General features: G+C 73.3%; 1 protein-coding gene. It reads right to left on the bottom strand.

Translation table 11 applies throughout. The features are described 5' to 3' along the window. Positions 1-7: 7 nt before the first annotated feature. Positions 8-18,928 carry a non-ribosomal peptide synthetase gene (locus OG202_RS02025; protein ID WP_328222227.1) on the bottom strand — a complete coding sequence of 6,307 codons (18,921 nt, stop codon included), beginning with the start codon at positions 18,926-18,928 and terminating at the stop codon, positions 8-10. Between the last annotated feature and the right edge of the window lie 106 nt (positions 18,929-19,034).

Raw genomic sequence — 19,034 nt, 5'->3', positions numbered from 1 at the left:
CTCTTCCTCACTTCGGATTCCGCTCCGCCCACGCGAGCAGCCCTCGCAGGGCCCGGAACCAGGTCTCGGCGAGATCCTGGACCGTCTCGCGCGGCACCAGTCCTTCCAGGTACGACCAGTGCGCGGCCAGCACCGGCCCGTCCGCCCGGTCCTCGGTCACCACGTTGATCTCCAGCGCGTGCCCCTCCCGCATCGAGCCCTCCGGCCCGATGTCCGCCGCGTCCTCCTCAGGTGCGTACGACCAGTCCGTCTCCTCCGGGATGCCGAACCGGCCCAGGTAGTTGAACTCCACACGCGCCGGCTCGTGGGCCGCCAGCACCTCGCGCGTACGGGGGTTGAGGTGCCGCAGCAGTCCGTACCCGACCCCGTTCGCGGGCAGCGCCGCCAGATGCTCCCGTACCAGTCGTACGGCCTCGGCCGCCGCCCGGCCGCCCGCGAAGGCCTCGGCCGGGTCGGCCGGCCCGGGATCGAGCCGTACCGGGAAGACGCTGGTGAACCAGCCGACCGTACGGGACAGATCGACGCCGTCGCCCCCCAACTCCTCCTCCCGGCCGTGCCCTTCGAGGTCGACGAGGACCGAGCTGTCCGCACCGCCGTCCCGTCGCCTCCGGTCCGCGAAGGCGAGACCGAGGCCGGCCAGCAGCACGTCGTTGACGCCGGCCCCGAACGCCGCCGGCACGGCCGACAGCAGCGGACCGGTGTGCTCGGCGGGCATCCGGAGGACCACCTCGCGCCGGGTCGTGGTGGTGTCGCGGTCCGGGTCGGGCTCCCGCAGCAGCGGGAAGGGCTCGGAGCCACCCTCCAGGATCCCGGCCCAGAGGGGGAGTTCGGCCTCGCGGTCCGGTCCCTGCGCCCGCTCGGTGAGCAGCCGCGACCAGCTCGCGAACGACGTCTCGACCGGGTCGAGACGCACCGGCCGCCCGGCAAGGACGTCCCGCCACGCGGCGGCCAGGTCCGGCAGCAGCACACGCCACGACACGCCGTCCACGACCAGGTGGTGGGCCATCAGCAGCAGCCGCCCGGGCGCGTCGCCCGCGTCGAACCACACGGCCCTGACCATCACCCCCGCGTCGGGAGCGAGGAGCGCCCGGGCCGCGCGTGCCCGCTCGGCCACGACCTCGCCGAGAGCCGCCGCGTCGAGACCGGCCACGTCCACCCGGTCGATCCACCCGGCGGCCTCGACCGCCCCGACGGCCGGCACGTGCAGCGACCAGCCGTCGGTGGCCTCGGGCGACGGCCGCACGAGGGTCGCCCGCAGCAGGTCGTGCCGGTCGGCGAGGGCCTGGAGGACGGCGGTCAGGCCGGGCAGGTCCAGTTCGGCGGGGGTGCGGACGAGCGCCGACTGGTGGTACGAGGCGAAGGAGCCGCCCAGTTCGCGCAGCCAGTGCATGACCGGGGTGAGGGGCACGACGCCGGTGCCGTCGTCCTCGGGGCGCCGGGCGGCCGTGTCGACCGGCTCGGCGACGGCGCCCAGCGCCGCCACCGTACGATGGCGGAACATCAGCCGCGGAGTGATGCGTACGCCCGCGGCCCGCGCCCGGCCCACGAGCTGCATTGCGACGATGCTGTCGCCGCCGAGGGCGAAGAAGTCGTCGTCCACACCGACCTGTTCGAGCCCGAGCACGTCCGCGAAGACCTCGCAGAGCGTCCGCTCCATCTCGGTGGCGGGCGCGCGGCCCGACGACAGGGCGGAGAAGTCGGGCGCGGGCAGAGCGGCGCGGTCGAGCTTGCCGTTCGCCAGCTCCGGGAACCGGTCCAGGGCCAGCACGGCCGCCGGGACCATGTGGTCGGGGAGCCGGGCGGCGACATGGGCGCGCAGCGCCGCCGGGTCGGGAGCGGAGCCCGCCGACGACGGGATGACGTAGGCGACGAGCAGCTTGCGCGGGCCCTCTTGACGTACCGTCACCAGCGCTTGTCCGACGTCCGGATGGGTGGCGAGCGCGGACTCGATCTCCGCCGGCTCGATCCGGAAGCCACGGATCTTGACCTGGTCGTCGGCCCGGCCGAGGTAGTCCAGCCGTCCGTCAGCGGTCCAACGGGCCAGGTCGCCGGTCCGGTACAGCCGCGAGCCGGGCTCCCCGAACGGGTCGGCCACGAACCGCTCGGCCGTCAGCCCGGGGGAGCCCAGATACCCACGGGCGAGACCACCCCCGGCCAGGTAGAGCTCACCGGTGACGCCGGGCGGCACGGGCTGGAGGAGGTTGTCGAGGACGTAGGCCCGGGTGCCGGCCACCGGCCGTCCCACGAGCGGGCGTTCGCTGTCCCCGACACGTCCCACCAGGGCGTCCACGGTCGACTCGGTCGGGCCATATAGGTTGAACGCCTCGGTGCCGCGCAGCGCGGCCAGTCGCCGCCACAGCGCGACCGGAACGGCCTCGCCGCCCACGCCGACCACCGCGAGAGGGCAGTCGTCGCCGTCCAGCAGACCACTGTCGGCCATCTGCGCGAAGAACGACGGGGTGACCTCCAGGAAGTCGAAACCGTGCTCGACCACGGCCCGGGCGAGCAGTTCGGGGTCGCGTCGCACCTCCTCGGACACGATGTGCACACAGTGCCCGTCCAGCAGCCACAGCTGGGGCTGCCAGGAGGCGTCGAAGAAGAACGACCAGGCGTGCCCCGCCCGCAGATGCCGGCGTCCCGCCGTCTCGATCGCCGGTGCGTAGAGCGTCTCGCGATGGCTGTGGAAGAGGTTGCCGAGGGTCTCGTGGGTGATCACCACACCCTTGGGGCGGCCGGTGGAGCCGGAGGTGTAGATGACGTACGCCGGGTGGCGAGGCGTCAGGTCCGCGGTCCGGTCGGCGTCGGTGAGGTCGGTGGCCTCCCCGGCCGCGATCCGGTCGGCGGTGGCGGGGTCGTCGAGCACCAAGGGGACGGCGTCCGGCGGCAGGGTGCCGCGGAGTTCCCGGGTGGTCAGGGTCAGTACCGGCCGGGCGTCGTCGAGGACGTCCGCCGTACGGTCCGCCGGCGCGTCGGGGTCGAGCGGCAGGTAGGCCGCGCCCGCCTTGTGCACGGCCAGTACGGCGACCAGGAACCGTGCGGTGCGCGGCAGCGCCAGGGCCACGAACCGTTCGGGCCCGGCACCGCGTTCGACCAGGAGACGGGCCAGGCGGTTGGCCTCGGCGTTGAGCTCGGCGAAGGCCAGCTCGATGCCGTCTGAGGCCACGGCGGGCAGGTCGGGGTGGAGCCGCACCCGCTCCTCGAAGAGCGCGGGCACGGTGGTCGGGCCGGCGACGGGCGGCCGGCTTTGCCATCCGTCGGACAGCAGCCGGAGTTCGTCCGCGTCGAGGATGCCGATACGTCCGAGGGTCAGGTCAGCGTCGGCGACGACGGCCCGCAGGACCCGCCGGAGCCGGTCGGCGAAGGACTGCGCGGTCGCGTGGACGAACAGGTCGGCGCTGTACTCCAGCACACCGTCGACGCCGCCGTCGCCGCGCTCCACGAAGTCGAAGGACAGGTCGAACTTCGCGGTGGTGTTGACGACGTCGTCCCGGTGGGCCCGCAGACCGGGAAGTCCGGTGTCCTCGTCGCCGGCCGCCAGATACACCACCATCACCTGGAACAGCGGGTGCCGGGCCAGGGAGCGGGCCGGGTTGAGGACCTCCACCAGCCGTTCGAACGGCACGTCCTGGTGGTCGAAGGCACCCAGATCGGCCTCCCGCACCCGGGCCAGCAGCTCCCGGAACGTCGGCTCGCCGGACGTGTCCGTCCGCAGCACCAGCGTGTTGAGGAAGTACCCGACCAGGTCCTCCAGTGCCGCGTCCGTCCGCCCGGAGATCGGGCTGCCGATCGGGATGTCGTGTCCGGCACCGAGCCGGGTGAGCAGGGTCGCCACGGCGGCCTGCATCACCATGAACACACTGACGCCGTGGTCACGCGCCAACCGGTGCAGGTCCGCGGCGAGTTCGGCGTCGAGCGACAGATCGGCGGCGCCGCCCCGATAGGTCGACTCCAGCGGACGCGGCCGGTCCACGGGCAGCGCCAGCTCCTCCGGCAGCCCGGCCAACGCCCGGCGCCAGTACGCGACCTGACGTGCCGCCAGGCTCGACGGGTCCTTCTCGTCACCGAGGACGTCCCGCTGCCACAGCGTGTAGTCGGCGTACTGGACCGGCAACGGCTCCCACTCGGGCGCCCGCCCGGCCGCACGGGCCGCGTAGGCCACCGCCAGGTCACCGTGCAGCGGCCCCTGGGACCACTCGTCACCGGCGATGTGGTGCAGCAGGAGCAGCAGTGTCCATTCCTCCCGGCCCGTGCGGAACACATGGACGCGCAACGGCGGTTCCCGGTCCAGCGCGAAGCCGTACGCGCCCGCCAGGGCCAGCCGCCCGGGGAGCCGCTCGGCGTCGGTCTCCTCCACCTCGAACGGGACGCGTATCTCGGCCGCGTCCAGCACCCGCTGGAAGGCCCGTCCCTCCTCGTCGGGGAAGACCGTGCGCAGCGTCTCGTGCCGTACGACCACATCGTGCACGGCCGCCCGCAGCGCCTCGACGTCCAGCTCCCCGCTCAGCCGCCAGGCCGAGGGGATGTTGTACGTCGCGCTCGGGCCCTCCACCTGGTACAGCACCCACAGGCGCTGCTGCGCGGACGACAGCGGCAGCCGCTCGGGCCTCGTCCGCGTGCCGAGCGTCGGCCGGTCGTGGACCTCGGCCGGGGAGCCCTCCGCCAGGTGTCGCGCGAGACCGGCCACCGTCGGCGCGTCGAAGACCGTACGCAGCGACACCTCGGCGCCGAACGCCGACCGGACCTTGGCGACCAGTCGCATCGCGAGCAGCGAATGGCCGCCCAGGGCGAAGAAGTCGTCGTCCACGCCGACCCGGTCCACACCCAGGACGTCCGCGAACAGACCGCACAGGATCTCCTCCCGCGGATCACGTGCCCGGCCGCCCGTGCCACCGCCCGCCGCGAAGTCGGGCGCGGGCAGCGCCCGGCGGTCCAGCTTGCCGTTCGGCGTCAACGGCAGCCTGTCGAGGACGACGACGGCCGCGGGAACCATGTGCTCGGGCAGGGAGGCGGCGGTGTGACCCCGCAGGACGTCCGGGTCGGCGACCGCTCCGGCGGCGGGGACGACGTAGGCGACGAGCCGCTGCTCGTGCGGGACGACGACCGCGTGGGCCACCGACCCGTGCCGGGCGAGCACGGCCTCGATCTCACCGGGCTCGACGCGCACCCCACGGATCTTGACCTGGTGGTCGGTGCGGCCCAGGAAGTCGAGCGTGCCGTCGGCCAGCCACCGGGCCAGGTCGCCCGTGCGATACATCCGGGCCCCCGGGCCGCCGTACGGGTCCGCGACGAACCGCTCGGCCGTGAGACCCGGCCGGTCGAGATAGCCACGCGCGAGCTGGACGCCCGCCAGATACAGCTCACCCGCCACACCCGGCGGCACCGGACGCAGCGTCGCGTCCAGGACATAGGCACGGGTGTTCCACACGGGACGCCCGATCACCACCCGGTCGGCGCCCGGCACCACCTGGCCGGCCGTGACGTCGACCGAGGCCTCCGTCGGCCCGTACAGGTTGTGCAGCTCGGCCGACAGCACCTCGTGGAAGCGTGCGGCCACCGGCGACGGCAGCGCCTCACCGCTGCACATCACCCGGCGCAGACTCGTGCACCGCGCGGCGGCGGGCTCCTCCAGGAACACCTGGAGCATCGACGGCACGAAGTGCGTGGTCGTGACGCCCTGCGCGCGGATCAGCTCCGCCAGATACGCCGGGTCCTTGTGGCCCTCCGGCCGGGCGACCACCAGGGCGGCCCCGGTGATCAGCGGCCAGAAGAACTCCCACACCGACACGTCGAACCCGGACGGGGTCTTCTGCAGCACCCGGTCGTCGGGGCCCAGCCCGTACGCGTCCTGCATCCACAGCAACCGGTTCACGATGCCCTCGTGCGGCACGACCACTCCCTTGGGGCGGCCGGTCGAGCCGGAGGTGTAGATCACATGGGCGGGGCTCGACGGGTCGTATGCCGTGGGCAGTTCACCCTCCGGGCCCTGGGGCAGCGTGTCCTCGACGACGCACACCGGCCGGGCCTCCTCCAGCATGAGCGCGATCCGCTCCCGGGGCTGATCGGCGTCCAGCGGCAGATAGGCGCCGCCCGCCCGGTGCACCGCCAGCAGGGCCACGACCAGATCCGCCGAACGCGGCGCCGCCACCGCCACCGTGCGCTCCGGGCCCACCCCCATCCCGGCCAGGACCCGAGCCGTCCGCTCGACCCGTGCGTCCAACTCCGCGTAGGTCAAGCGCTGTTCGCCGTCGACGAGGGCGAGAGCGTCCGGCGTCCGCGCCACCTGCGCGCGGAACAGCTCCGGCAGGGTCGTCGCGGGTACGTCGTGCCCGGTGTCGTTCCACCGGACGAGCACCGACTCCCGCTCGGCCTGCTCCAGGACCTCCAGCTCCCGTACGGGGACGTCGGGTTCGGCGGCCACCTGGTCCAGGAGCCGCGCCAGCAGCCTGCCGAGCCGCCGGGCCGTCGCCTCGTCGTACAGGTCGAGCGCGTACTCCAGGAGCAGCGTGAGACGGTCCCGGCGCGCCTCGTCGACGAAGGTGAAGTGGAGGTCGAACTTGGCCATGCCCGTGTCCATGTCGAACCACTCGGTGGGCATGCCGAGCACCTCGGGGTCGCCGTCGGGCCGGTAGTGGTAGCCGAGCATGACCTGGAAGAGCGGGTTGCGGCCGGTGACCCGGGGCGGGTTCACGGCCTCGACGACGTGGTCGAAGGGGAGATCCTGGTTCCCGAACGCCTCCAGGGCCGACTCCCGGACCCGGCCGAGGAGTTGCGTGAACGTCAGGCCGCTCTCCCCGCTCGACAGGTCGGTGCGCAGCACCAGCGTGTTCACGAAGAACCCGACCAGGTCGTCCAGCGCGTCGTCCGTACGTCCCGCGATGGGCGCCCCCAGCGGGATGTCGTCCCCGGCGCCGAGCCGGTGCAGCAGTGCCGCCGTGGCCGCCTGGAACAGCATGAACATGCTGGTGTTGGTGGCGCCGGACAGTGCGCGCAGGGCCCGGGCCGTGGCGGGGGAGAGATCCAGACGGACCTTGCCGCCCCGGCCGGTGGGCTCCGCAGGACGGGGCCGGTCGAGAGGCAGGGACAGCTCTTCCGGCAGCCCTCGCAGGGCCTCGGTCCAGTGGGCGCGCTGCGCCTCGCCGACCTCGCCGAGCAGCGTGTCCTGCCACAGGGTGTAGTCGGCGTACTGGACCGGCAGCGGCGTCCACTCCGGTGCACGGCCCTCGGTACGGGCCCGGTACGCGGTGGTGAGATCACCGAGGAACGGCCGGTCCGACCACTCGTCGGTGGTGATGTGGTGCAGTACCAGCGCCACGACCAGGTCACCGGGCCCCAGCCGCAACACCTCGGCACGGACGGGGAGTTCGGTGCTCAGGTCGAACGGACGCCGCTGGGCCGACTCGATCCGGGCCGCGAGCTCGTCCTCGCTCACCTCGGACACCCGGAAGTAGGGCTCGGCCGCGCCCGGCGGCACGATCCACTGGTACGGCTCGCCGCCCTCCTCCGAGAATCGGGTGCGCAGCGCCTCGTGACGGTCCGTCACATCACCCAGCGCTGCCCGCAACGCGGCGAGGTCCAGTTCGCCGCGCGGTCGGAAGACGAGGGGGAAGTTGTAGGCCACGCCCCCGCCGGTGAGGCGTTCCACCAGCCACAGCCGCCGCTGGGCCGCCGACAGCGGGATCCGCTCGGGCCGCTCGGGCACCGGCCGCAGCGGGGGACGCGCAGGTCTGCCTGCTTCCGCCCGCAGGGCCAGGGCCTCCGGGGTGGGCGCCTCGAACAGGTCACGGATGGCCAGCTCGGCGCCCAGTTCGGTGCGGGCCCGGCTGATCAGCCGGGTCGCGAGCAGCGAATGGCCGCCCAGGTCGAAGAAGTTGTCCTCGGCGCCGGTGCGGGGCAGCCCCAGCACCTCGGCGAAGAGCCGGCACAGCACCTCCTCGACGGGGGTGCGCGGGCCGCGACCGGCCGACAGGGCGACCGCCGGCTCGGCGTCCGGCAGAGCGCGCACGTCGAGCTTGCCGTTGTCGTTCATCGGCAGCCCGGGCAGGACCACGAAGGCGCCGGGCACCATGTAGCCGGGCAGCCGCTGCCCGAGATCGTCGCGGAGCCGCCTGATGAGCGCGGTGTGCCCGCGCCCGGCGGCCGGGGTGTTGGCGAACGGGACGTCGCCCCGGTCGGCGCGCGGCCGGTACAGGCCGGCCGTGCGCGGAACCTCCGTGCCGGAGGCCCGGGTGCCGGGGACGAACACCGCGTCGTAGCGGCCGGGTTCGTCGGACCAGGTGGTGAGCAGCCGGTAGCCCCGTGCCTCGGCCGCCTCCCGCAGATCCTCCGGTTCCACGCCCGTCGCGGCGACGGGTGACGGCCGGCCGGTCTCCAGGGCCCGCAGACCGGCCAGGTCACCGGCCGTGCGGGCGTCCGGGACGCCCCGCATCCGAAGGGATCCGGTGCCGTCGAGACGGGCCAGGAGCGCGTCCCGCCCGGTCCAGTCGACGGTCGGGACGCCGTCCAGGGAGAGCACCGGATCGCCCTCGTACAGCACCACGTCGTACCGGTAGCGGGTCAGCTCGTTGTGGTGGCGGCCCGCCTTGGTGCGCAGGTCGACGCCGACGCCGAGAGTGGTGAACCAGTCCGGGTCGACGAGGAGTTCCTTCTCCAGGGCGAGGCCACGCTCCACGGCGCGGCGCACGGTCTCGGGTTCCGTGTCCGCGTCGGCGCGGGCGGCCTGGATGCCCGCCTGGAAGACGCGGGCCTGGCGCAGGTCGCGGACGTCACCGAGGAACAGGGCCCCGCCGGGCGCGAGCAGACCCAGCGCGCCGCGGATCACCTGATGGAGGTGGTCCAGGCTCGGGAAGTACTGAACGACGGAGTTGATGACGACCGTGTCGAAGAAACCGGTGGGCAGGCCGTCGGTCACCTCGGCTGCCTGGCACCGGAGTTCGACCTTGCCGCCCAGTTCGGGGTCGGTCCTGATGCCCTCGCCGAGCTTGCGGATCACGGGCGCGGCGAAGTCGGTCGCCCAGTACGCCTCGGCGTCCGGGGCCAGCCTGGACAGCAGCAGGCCCGAGCCGACGCCGATCTCCAGGACGCGCCGGGGCCGCAGCTCACGGATACGGGCCACGGTGGCCTCACGCCACTCCCGCATGTGCGCGACCGGGATCGGCGTGCCGTCGTAGGAGCTGTCCCAGCCCGCGAAGTCCTCCGTGAACAGGGCGGTGCCGATCTCGGTGTACTCGGCCGAGTAGATCTCCTGCCACTCGCCGATCTGCTCCCGCTCGGCCGACTCCCGCGCACGCGCGTCGGGTTCGGCCGGGACGACGTACCCCACGAGCCGCTTCGTACCCGGCGCGGAGGTGTCGTCGCGGGCGATCACGGCGGCCTGGGACACCTCGGGGTGCTGCGCCAGCGCGGTCTCGATCTCGCCCAGCTCCACCCGGTAGCCCCGGATCTTGACCTGGTCGTCGGTACGGCCGAGGAAGTCCAGGTTGCCGTCCGGACGGCGTCGTACCAGGTCACCGGTGCGGTACATACGCTCGCCCGGCCGCCCGTACGGGTCGGCCACGAACCGCTCGGCGGTCAGGCCCGGCCGGTCGAGATAGCCGCGCGCCAGACCCACACCCGCGATGTACAGCTCACCCGCCACAGCGTCCGGCACCGGCCGCATCCAGGTGTCGAGGACGCGGGCCCGGGTGGCGCGGATGGGCTTGCCAACGGTCGGGGTCGCGCTGTCCTCCGTACCACCGCCGAGCGTGTTGATCGTGTACTCGGTCGGGCCGTACAGGTTGTAGCCGTACGTCCCCTCGGTGTCCCGCAGCGTGTTCCACACCGTCTCGGTGACGGCCTCCCCGCCGAGCAGCACCAGCGGCGGCCGGTGCCCCTCCAACAGGCCCTCCTCGATGAGGAGATGGGCGTAGGTCGGGGTCACGTTGACGACGTCGACGCGGTGTTCCTCGCAGTACGCCACCAGCGCGGTGGCGTCCCGCCGCAACTCCTCGTCGCAGACGTGCACCTCATGTCCCTCGACGAGCCACAGCAGCTCCTCCCAGGACATGTCGAACGCGAACGACACGGTGTGCGCGATCCGCAGCCGCCGCCCGCCAGCCGACGCGATCGCCGGCGCGAAGATCTCCTTCTGGTGGTTGAGCTGCATGTTCGTCAGGCCGACGTAGGGCGTGACGACACCCTTGGGGCGCCCCGTCGACCCCGAGGTGTAGATGACGTAGGCGGGGTGGTCCAGGCTGAAGGACACCGACACCGGGTCGGCCGGGAGGGCCGCCAGCTCGGCCGCTACCGCCGGGTCGTCGAGCAGCACGCGCGGCGTGTCGCCCGTCAGCGTCCGCGACACGCCCTGCGTGGACAGCAGGAGCAGCGGGCGGGCGTCGGCCAGCATCAGCGACAGCCGCTCGGCCGGGTGGTCCAGCTCCAGCGGCAGATACGCCGACCCCGTGCGCAGCACCGCGAACAGTGCCACCACCATGTCGATCGAGCGGGGCAGCCCGAGCGCGACGACCCTCTCGGGCCCGGCACCCCGCGCGATCAGCAGCCGTGCCATGCGGTCGCAGCGCGCGTCGAGTTCGGCGTACGTCAGGGTCTGCGCGCCGAAGACGAGAGCGGTCGCGTCCGGGGTGCGGGCGGCCTGAGCGGCCAGCATGTCCGCCACCGTCTCGTGCGGCACGGGCTGCCGCTGCCCGGCCTCCTCGTGGGCGAGCGCGGCGGCCTCGGCGGGCAGCAGGGGATCCAGCGAGCCGACGGCGGCGTGCGGGTCGGCCACCAGCCGGTCGACCAGCAGCACGAAACGGTCCAGCAGGCGTCGCGCGTAGGCACCTCCCAGCAGGTCGGGCCGGTAGGCGAGCGTCACCCGCACCCGTTCGCCCGGCGTGACCACCAGGTTCGCCGGATAGTGCGTGGCGTCCACGTTGGCCACGGCCGTCGCGCCGTGCCGCTCGCGCAGCTCGGCGAGCCGCTCGTCGGTGTCGGCGTTGCGCAGCACGAACAGCGTGTCGAACAGTCGCCGGTGACCCGTGTCGGCCTGGAGCACACCCAGGCCCAGGTACTCGTACGGCATGACGTCGAGCCGCTCGCCCTGGATGCGGCGCAACAGGGCGAGGACCGGCTCACGCGGATCGAAGGTGATGCGCGCGGGCACGGTGTTGAGGAACATGCCGATGACGTTCTCGACGTCCGGAACCTCGCTGGGCCGCCCGGCGACCGTGGTGCCGAACGCGATGTCGGTACGGCCGGTGGCGCCGGCCAGGACCAGGCCCCAGGCCGCGTTGAGCACGGTGTTGAGGGTCAGGCCGTGGCCCCGGGCGATGCCGCGCAGCCGCTCGGCGACCGCCGCGTCGAGCACGGCGTCCAGCTGCTCCGGGATCACCGGTTCCCGCCCCCGGTCGGAGGCGGCCGGCACCAGCAGCGTGGGCTCCTCGAAACCGGACAGGGCCGCCCGCCACGCGCGGGTGGCCTCGGTGTCGTCCTGCCGCTCCAGCCAGGTCAGGTAGTCGCGGTAGGAGCCGGGACGGACGAGACCCGCCGGGTCCCCTCCGCTCTCGTACAGCGCGAACAGCTGGTCCAGGAACAGCCAGGCCGACCAGCCGTCCCACAGGATCAGATGACGGCCGACGATCAGCCGGTCGCCGCGCTCCTCACCGAGCCGTACGAGCAGCATCCGGAAGAGGAGGGGGCGGGTGAGGTCGAAGCGCCGCGACCGCGACGCGTCCAGCAACTCCCGCATCCGACGGTTCTGTTCGGGCGTCGACAGTCCCGTCAGATCCACTTCCGTCAGCGGGACCTCGGCGTCCCGCACGATGAACTGCACCGGCTGGCGCAGCCCTTCGCTCGTGAACCCGGCGCGCAGGCTGGGGTTGCGGTCCAACAGGGTGCGCATGGCCACCGACAGCCGCTCGGCGTCCACGCGTTCGGCGAAGTCGAAGGACTCGTGGACCGTGTAGACGTCCAGGGAGCTGTCGTCGAAGTTCGAGTGGAAGAACAGGCCCTCCTGGAGGGGGGCGAGGGGCCACACGGCCTCGATCCGGCCGGGGGCGAGCCGCTCGACCCGTTCCCGCTCCTCCTCGGTCGGCGTGAACGCGGACACGGCGGGCGTGTCCTGCGAAGCCGCCTCCTCCACGTGCGCCGCCGCGGCGAGCGCGGCCGGGGTGCGGTGCTCGAACACGTCACGGGGGCCGATCACCAGGCCCGCGCGGCGGGCCCGGCTGGAGACGGCGATCGAGCTGATGCTGTCACCGCCGAGCAGGAAGAAGTCGTCGTCGACACCGACCTCCGTCAGCTTCAGCACGGCCGCGAAGATCTCGACGAGCAGGTGCTCGCGGGGACTTGCCGGGGCCCGGGTGACGGTGCCGCGCAGCGCCTGCGGGGCGGGCAGCGCGGCCCGGTCCAGCTTGCCGCTGGGGGTGAGCGGCAGCGCGTCGAGGGCCACCCAGGTGGCGGGAACCATGGGGGAGGGCAGGGAGCCGGCCAGGGCCTCGCGGAGGCCGTTCACCTCGGCGCCGCCGACCGGCACCACATAGGCGACGAGCGCGTCGTCCCGTACGGTCACGGCGGCCTGCGCCACCTCCGGCAGCCGTACGAGCGCGGCCTCGATCTCGCCGAGTTCGATCCGGTTGCCGCGCAGTTTGACCTGCCGGTCCGTGCGGCCCAGGTACTCGATCACCCCGTCCGCGCGTCGCCGGACCAGGTCACCGGTGCGGTACATCCGGCTGCCGGGCGGTCCGTACGGGTCGGCGGTGAACCGCTCGGCGGTCAGCGCCGCACGGGCGTGGTAGCCGCGGGCGAGCTGGACGCCGGTCAGGTACAACTCGCCGGGGACGCCGTCGGGGACGGCCCGCAGACAGGCGTCCAGGACGCGCAGGCCGGTGTTCCACACGGGACGCCCGATGGGCACGGACGCGCCGTGGTCCTCACCGGAGGCGTACGGGTGGTACGTGACGTCGACGGCCGCCTCGGTCGGGCCGTACAGGTTGTGCAGCGGCACGCCCGTCAGCGCGTGCCAGCGGCTCGCGGCGGTGACCGGGAGCGCCTCACCGCTGCTCAGCACACGGCGCAGCGACGCCGACCAGGTGGGGTCGCCGGTGACCTCGTCGTGCTGGAGGAAGGCCTCCAGCATCGACGGCACGAAGTGCATGGTCGTGACGGCCTGTTCGCGGACGAGCCCGGCCAAGTAGACGGGGTCGCGGTGGCCGTCGGGGCGGGCGAGCACCACGGTCGCGCCTTCGAGGAGCGGCCAGAAGAACTCCCACACCGACACGTCGAAGCTGGACGGTGTCTTCTGCAGCACCCGGTCGTCCGGGCCCAGTCCGTACTCGCCCTGCGTCCACGCCAGCCGGTTCACGACGGCGCGGTGGGTGACGACGACGCCCTTGGGGAGGCCGGTCGAGCCTGAGGTGTAGATCAGGTACGCGGGGTCGTCGGGGCGTGCGGCGACGGGGGCGGTGGGGTCACTGGCGGGCTCGTCGTCCGGGGCATCGAGCAGCAGCACCGAAGGCACCGAAGGAAGCGAAGGAACGGTCCGCTCGGGCGTGTGCGACGGTCGGGACGCCTGGGGCAGCCGGTCGGCCGTCGCGGACAGCGTGACCACCGTCGTGGCGCCCGAGTCGGCGAGCATGTGGGCCACCCGGTCGGCCGGGTAGTCCAGGTCCACCGGCAGATACGCGGCACCGGACTTCAGCACGCCCAGCAGCGCCACCATCAGCTCCGCCGAGCGCGGCACGGCCACCGCCACGAACGCCCCCGGCCCGGCACCCCGGCCGCGCAGCCGTACGGCCAACTCCTCCGCGCGGGCGTCCAGTTCGGCATAGCTCAGCCGTTCGCCCTCGAAGACGACGGCGGTCGCGTCCGGCGTCCGGGCGACCTGCGCGGCGAAGCCCTCCGCCAGGGTGGACTCCGGTACGAGGCGTTCCTCGCCGGTGGGATGGGCGTGCAGGGCCTCGTCGGGGGACAGCAGTTCGACGGAGGCGGCCGCGCGGTCCGGTGCCTCGGCGACGGCCTCCAGGACGCGGGCCAGCCGGTCGCCGAGGGCGCGGACGGTGTCGCCGTCGAGGCGCTCCGCGTGGTGCTTGAGCCGCAGGTCGAGCCGGCGGCCGGGCTTGACGACGAGGGCGAGGGGATAGTGCACGGCGTCGTGGAAGGCGTCGCCGGTGATCCGTACGGTGCCCGAGGCGTCCCGGAGGTCCGTCTCGGCGGGGTAGTTCTCGAACACCACGAGCGTGTCGAAGAGTTCGCCGGAGCCCGCGTGCCCGGTGAGCCGCTGGATCTCGGCGAGGCCCAGGTGCTGGTGGTCCAGCAGCCGTGCCTGCTCCTCCTGCAGACGGACGAGCAGCTCCCCGAGGGACTCGCGCGGCGCCCAACGGAAGCGTGTCGGAAGGGTGTTGATGAACAGGCCCACCATGGAGGCGATGCCGTCGACCTCGCCGTCGCGCCCGGAGACCGTGGTGCCGAACACGACGTCGTCCCGGCCGGTCAGCCTGCCCAGGAGCAGACCCCAGGCGCCCTGGACCACCGTGCCGAGGGTGACCCCGTACGCACGGGCCCGCTCGGCGAGCCGCGCGGTGGTCCGCTCCGACAGCTCCACCCGCACATGCTCCGGCCGTAGGGGCGCTCCGTCGGCCGGTGTACCGACCAGCCGCGTCGGCTCGTCCAGCCCCGCGAGCGCGTCACGCCAGGCGTCGCGGGCCGCGTCGCCGCCCTGCTCGGCCAAGCGGCGCAGGAAACCGCGGTAGGGGGCGACTTCGGGAAGCGGGGGAACGTCGGTGCCGTAGTACGCCATCAGTTCGCGGTGGAGGACCGGCAACGACCAGCCGTCCGCGATGATGTGATGGAACGTCAGAATCAGACGGCTGCGCTCCTCGCCGAGCCGGACCAGGGCGCAGCGCAGCAGCGGGGGCGCGGTCAGGTCGAAGCCCCGGGCCCGCTCCTCGGCGGCCACGGCGTCACCGAGCGTTTCCCGCACCTCCCCGTCCCGCGCCGAGAGATCGACCTCCCGCCACGGCAGTTCGGCGTCCCGTGTGATGATCTGCACCGGGGTGCCGTCCGGGCGCTGGCGGAAGGCGGCCCGCAGCGGCGCGTGCCGGTCCAGCAGGCGTTGCGCGGCCCGGCGCAGTACCAGGCCGTCGACCGGCCCGGCGAGGTCCAGGACCTGTTGGACGACATACGTGTCCCCGTCGGCGCCGACGGTGAGGGAGTGGAAGAAGAAGCCCTGCTGGAGCGGGGTGAGCGGGAGCAGCTCCTCGACCGGCAGCGGGCGCGAGCCCTGGATCTCGGCGAGCTCGGCCTCGTCGACCTCCACCAGCGGGTCGTCGGCGGTGTGCTCGGCGACGCGTTCGACGGCGGCCTTGGCCAGCGCCTCGACCGTGCGGTGCCGGAACACCTCACGGGTGGTGAGCTTGAGGCCCGACTCCCGTGCCCGGATGAGGAGTTGGATCGCGCTGATGCTGTCACCGCCGAGCGCGAGGAAGTCGTCCTCGGCTGTCACCGTGTCCAGCCCGAGCACCTCGGCGTACAGCGCGCACAGCAGCTTCTCGCGGGTGGTGCGCGGGGCGCGGCCGGAGCTCATGGTCGCGTAGTCCGGGGCGGGCAGCGCTCTCGCGTCGATCTTGCCGCTGGGGGTGACCGGCAGGGCGTGCAGCGGGACGAACGCCGAGGGGACCATGTGGTCGGGCAGCCACTCGGCGGCGTGCCCGCGCAGGGTCCGCATCAGCGCGCCGACGTCACGGAAGGGCGCGGGCCGGTTGGCGTGCGGATAGGTGTCGGCCGTCCGGTACAGGGGGCCGAAGGGCCCGTCGAGGACGAACACGGCGTCGAAGGCCCCGTCGTCGGCGCTCCCGTTCCAGGTGAGCGCCGCCCGGTAGCCGTACTCCGCCGCCAGCACGTGCACGTCCTCCGGATCGGTCCCGGGAGCCGCCTCGCGGCTGCTGCCCTCCAGCCGCCGCAGATCCGCCAGGTCGTCCGCGAGGCGGGCGTTGGGCACACCGGTGACGCGGAGCGCGCTCGGCCGTTCGGCCAGCCGTTCCGCCAGACCGCCGAGACCACCGACCGTCGCCCAGTCGACCTCCGCCGACTCCCGGGTGACCGGCGCGGCGCCCGGGCGCAGCACGACGTCGTACCGGTACCGGCTCAGCTCGTTGTGGTGCGCGGCCCGCTTGATCCGGATCTCCGAGGCGAAGCCGTCCAGGCCGGCGAAGAAGTCCGGGTCGAGAAGGAGTTCGCCCTCCCAGCGCACCGACCGCTCGACGGCCGCCCGCAGCGCGCTCTTGTCCTCGCCCTCACCTTCGTCACCGGTCGCCCGACGAGTCTCCACGGCCGCGCGCAGCGTGCGCAGCAGCCGCAGATTGCGGACGTCGCCGACGAAGATCCGGCCGGCGGGGGCCAGCAGCCCCGACACCTGGCGCAGTACGTCGACGAGATACTCCCCGCTGGGGAAGTACTGGGCGACCGAGTTGATGACGACCGTGTCGAAGTACCCGTCCGGGAGCCCGTCGGTGTCGTGGGCGGCCTGGGTCCGCAGCTCGACCTTCGCGGCCAGCTCCGGATCGGTGTCGACCTGCGCGCGGAGCGCCGCGACCGCCGCCGCCGAGAGATCGGTGCCCCAGTACGCCTCGCAGTCGGGCGCGATCCGGGACAGGATCAGGCCACTGCCGACGCCGATCTCCAACAACCGCCGGACCGAGCCGAGTTCACGGATGCGCTCGACGGTCGCCGCCCGCCACTCGCGCATCTCCTCGACGGGGATCGGTGTGCCGTCGTACATGCTGTTCCAGCCCGCGTAGTTCTCGCGGAGACCCGAACGGTCCGTGCCCCGGCCGTCCGCGTCCTCGGCCCCGGCCGCCCCGTAGAGGAGTTCGTGCAGCTCCTTCCACTCCTCGACCCGCGTGTCCGGGTCCGCGTCCCGCGGTGCGTCGAGGGCGGGGACGACATAGGCGGCGAGGCGGCGGTCGCCGGGCCGGTCCTCGCGGACGACCACCGTGACCTGTTCGACGGCCGGGTGGCCGCGCAGCACCGACTCGATCTCGCCCGGCTCGATACGGAAGCCGCGGATCTTGACCTGGGCGTCGGCGCGTCCCAGGAACTCCAGCCGGCCGTCGGACCGCCGGCGGACCAGGTCACCGGTGCGGTAGAGCCGGCCGCCGGGCTCCCCGAAGGGGTCGGCGACGAATCGCTCGGCGGTGAGATCCGGACGCCCGAGATAGCCCCGGGCCAGGCCCGCGCCGCCGAGATACAGCTCACCGGTGACCCCGGCGGGCACGGGCCGCAGGAACGCGTCCAGGACGTACGCCCGGGTCCCCGGGTCGGGCACGCCGATGGGGACGATCGCCCCGGCCGGGATGTCCGGATCGCACAGCCCGAGCGTGGAGTTGGTGGTGGCCTCGGTCGGACCGTAGGCGTTGAACATCATCCGCCCGCGCGCATACCGTCCCACCAGCTCCGGCGAGACACGCTCGGTACCCGCCAACAGCGTGGCGTTCGGCGGGAGTCGGACGTCGTCCGGCATGGCGGCGAGCAGCGCGGGCGGCAGGATCATGAAGGTGATGCCGTGCGCGTTCGCGTAGTCGGCGAGCGGAGCGCCGGGCACCCGTCGCTCGGCCGGTACGACGACGAGCCGGCCGCCGGACAGCAGCCCGAGACACAGGTCCCAGAAGGCGACGTCGAAGCTCGGTGAGGCGAACTGCAGCACCCGGCTGTGCGGGCCGATGCCGAACCGCTCGCTCTGCGTGGCCACCAGCTTCGCCACTCCGCCGTGCGCGAGGACGACACCCTTGGGGCGGCCGGTGGAGCCCGAGGTGTAGATCACGTAGGCGGCGTTCAGGACGGTGAGGCGCGCCCCGCGGTCCGTGTCGGTGGGGTCGTGGACCGGCCGCCGCGCCAACTCGCCGGTGGTGGCCGCCGAGTCGAGCTCCAGGAGTGTCACGCCGTCGACCGGGTCGGGGAGGTCCCGGGCGGTCTCCGCGGTGGTCACCATGCAGACGGGCCGCGCGTCACCGAGCATGTACGCGATGCGGTCGGCCGGGTAGTCGTGGTCGATCGGCAGATAGGCGGCGCCCGACTTCAGGACGGCCACCTCGGCGACGATCAGCTCGGCGGAACGCGGCAGGGCGAGGGCGACGATCCGCTCGGGACCCGCACCCCGCGCGATCAGCGCGTGCGCCAGTCGGTTGGCGCGCTCGTCCAGCTCGGCGTAGGTGAGTTCCTCGTCCTCGAAGACCAGTGCCACGACGTCCGGGCGCTGCCGTACCTGCTCGGCGAACATCGCCGGCCAGGTGTCCGAAGGCACCGAGTGCGCGGTGTCGTTCCAGTCGAGGACGACCTGCCGGTACTCCTCCGGGCCCATCAGATCCAGTCGGGCCACCGCCGTGTCGGGCCGGGCCACGGCGTCGGCGAGGAGGGTCCGGTAGTGGCCGAGGAGCCGCTCGATCGTCGTACCGTCGAAGAGCCCGGGGTGGTACGACACCCGCGCCGAGTCCCCGTCCACCTCCAGCAGCACGTCGAGCGGGGCGGGCGGCTCACCGGCGGGCCGTGCGGCCGTGGCGAACGCCGTGTTGAAGAACAGTCCGCCGCCGCGCGTCGGCCGGGGCCGCAGCTCCTCGACCAGGAGACCGACGGGCACCCGATGGGTCTCCGCCTCCTCCCACGCCTGCGTCACCCGCCGCACCAACTCGGCGAACGTCGGCTCGTGTTCGACGGACACCCGCAGGGGGAGCCCGTCATGGCCCACGGTCAGGTCCGTCGCCCCGGAGTAGCGGTGCAGCAGGGCGACGAACGCCGCGAGCCGTACGGCGTCGGGGGCGTCCGGGACATCCGACAGCGCGCGTGTGTCCCGTTCGGGAAGCGGCTGCGGCGGATGGGGCCGATCGGCGGGCAGTGAGATCTCCAGCGGAAGCGGTGTCAGCAACCGCCGCCAATGGGCCAGGACTTCCTCGGAACCGCACACAGCAGTGAGCCTCCCCAGCGGGTCGGGGTCCCGGCCAGGGCCGGGGTCGCCGACATACTAAGGTAAGGGTTACCTAATTCACAGGGTGCTCAAAGAGAGTCACCCC

This window comes from Streptomyces sp. NBC_00310 (genome assembly GCF_036208085.1).
Taxonomy (GTDB): domain Bacteria; phylum Actinomycetota; class Actinomycetes; order Streptomycetales; family Streptomycetaceae; genus Streptomyces.
This window is presented reverse-complemented; position numbering and strand designations above follow the sequence as displayed.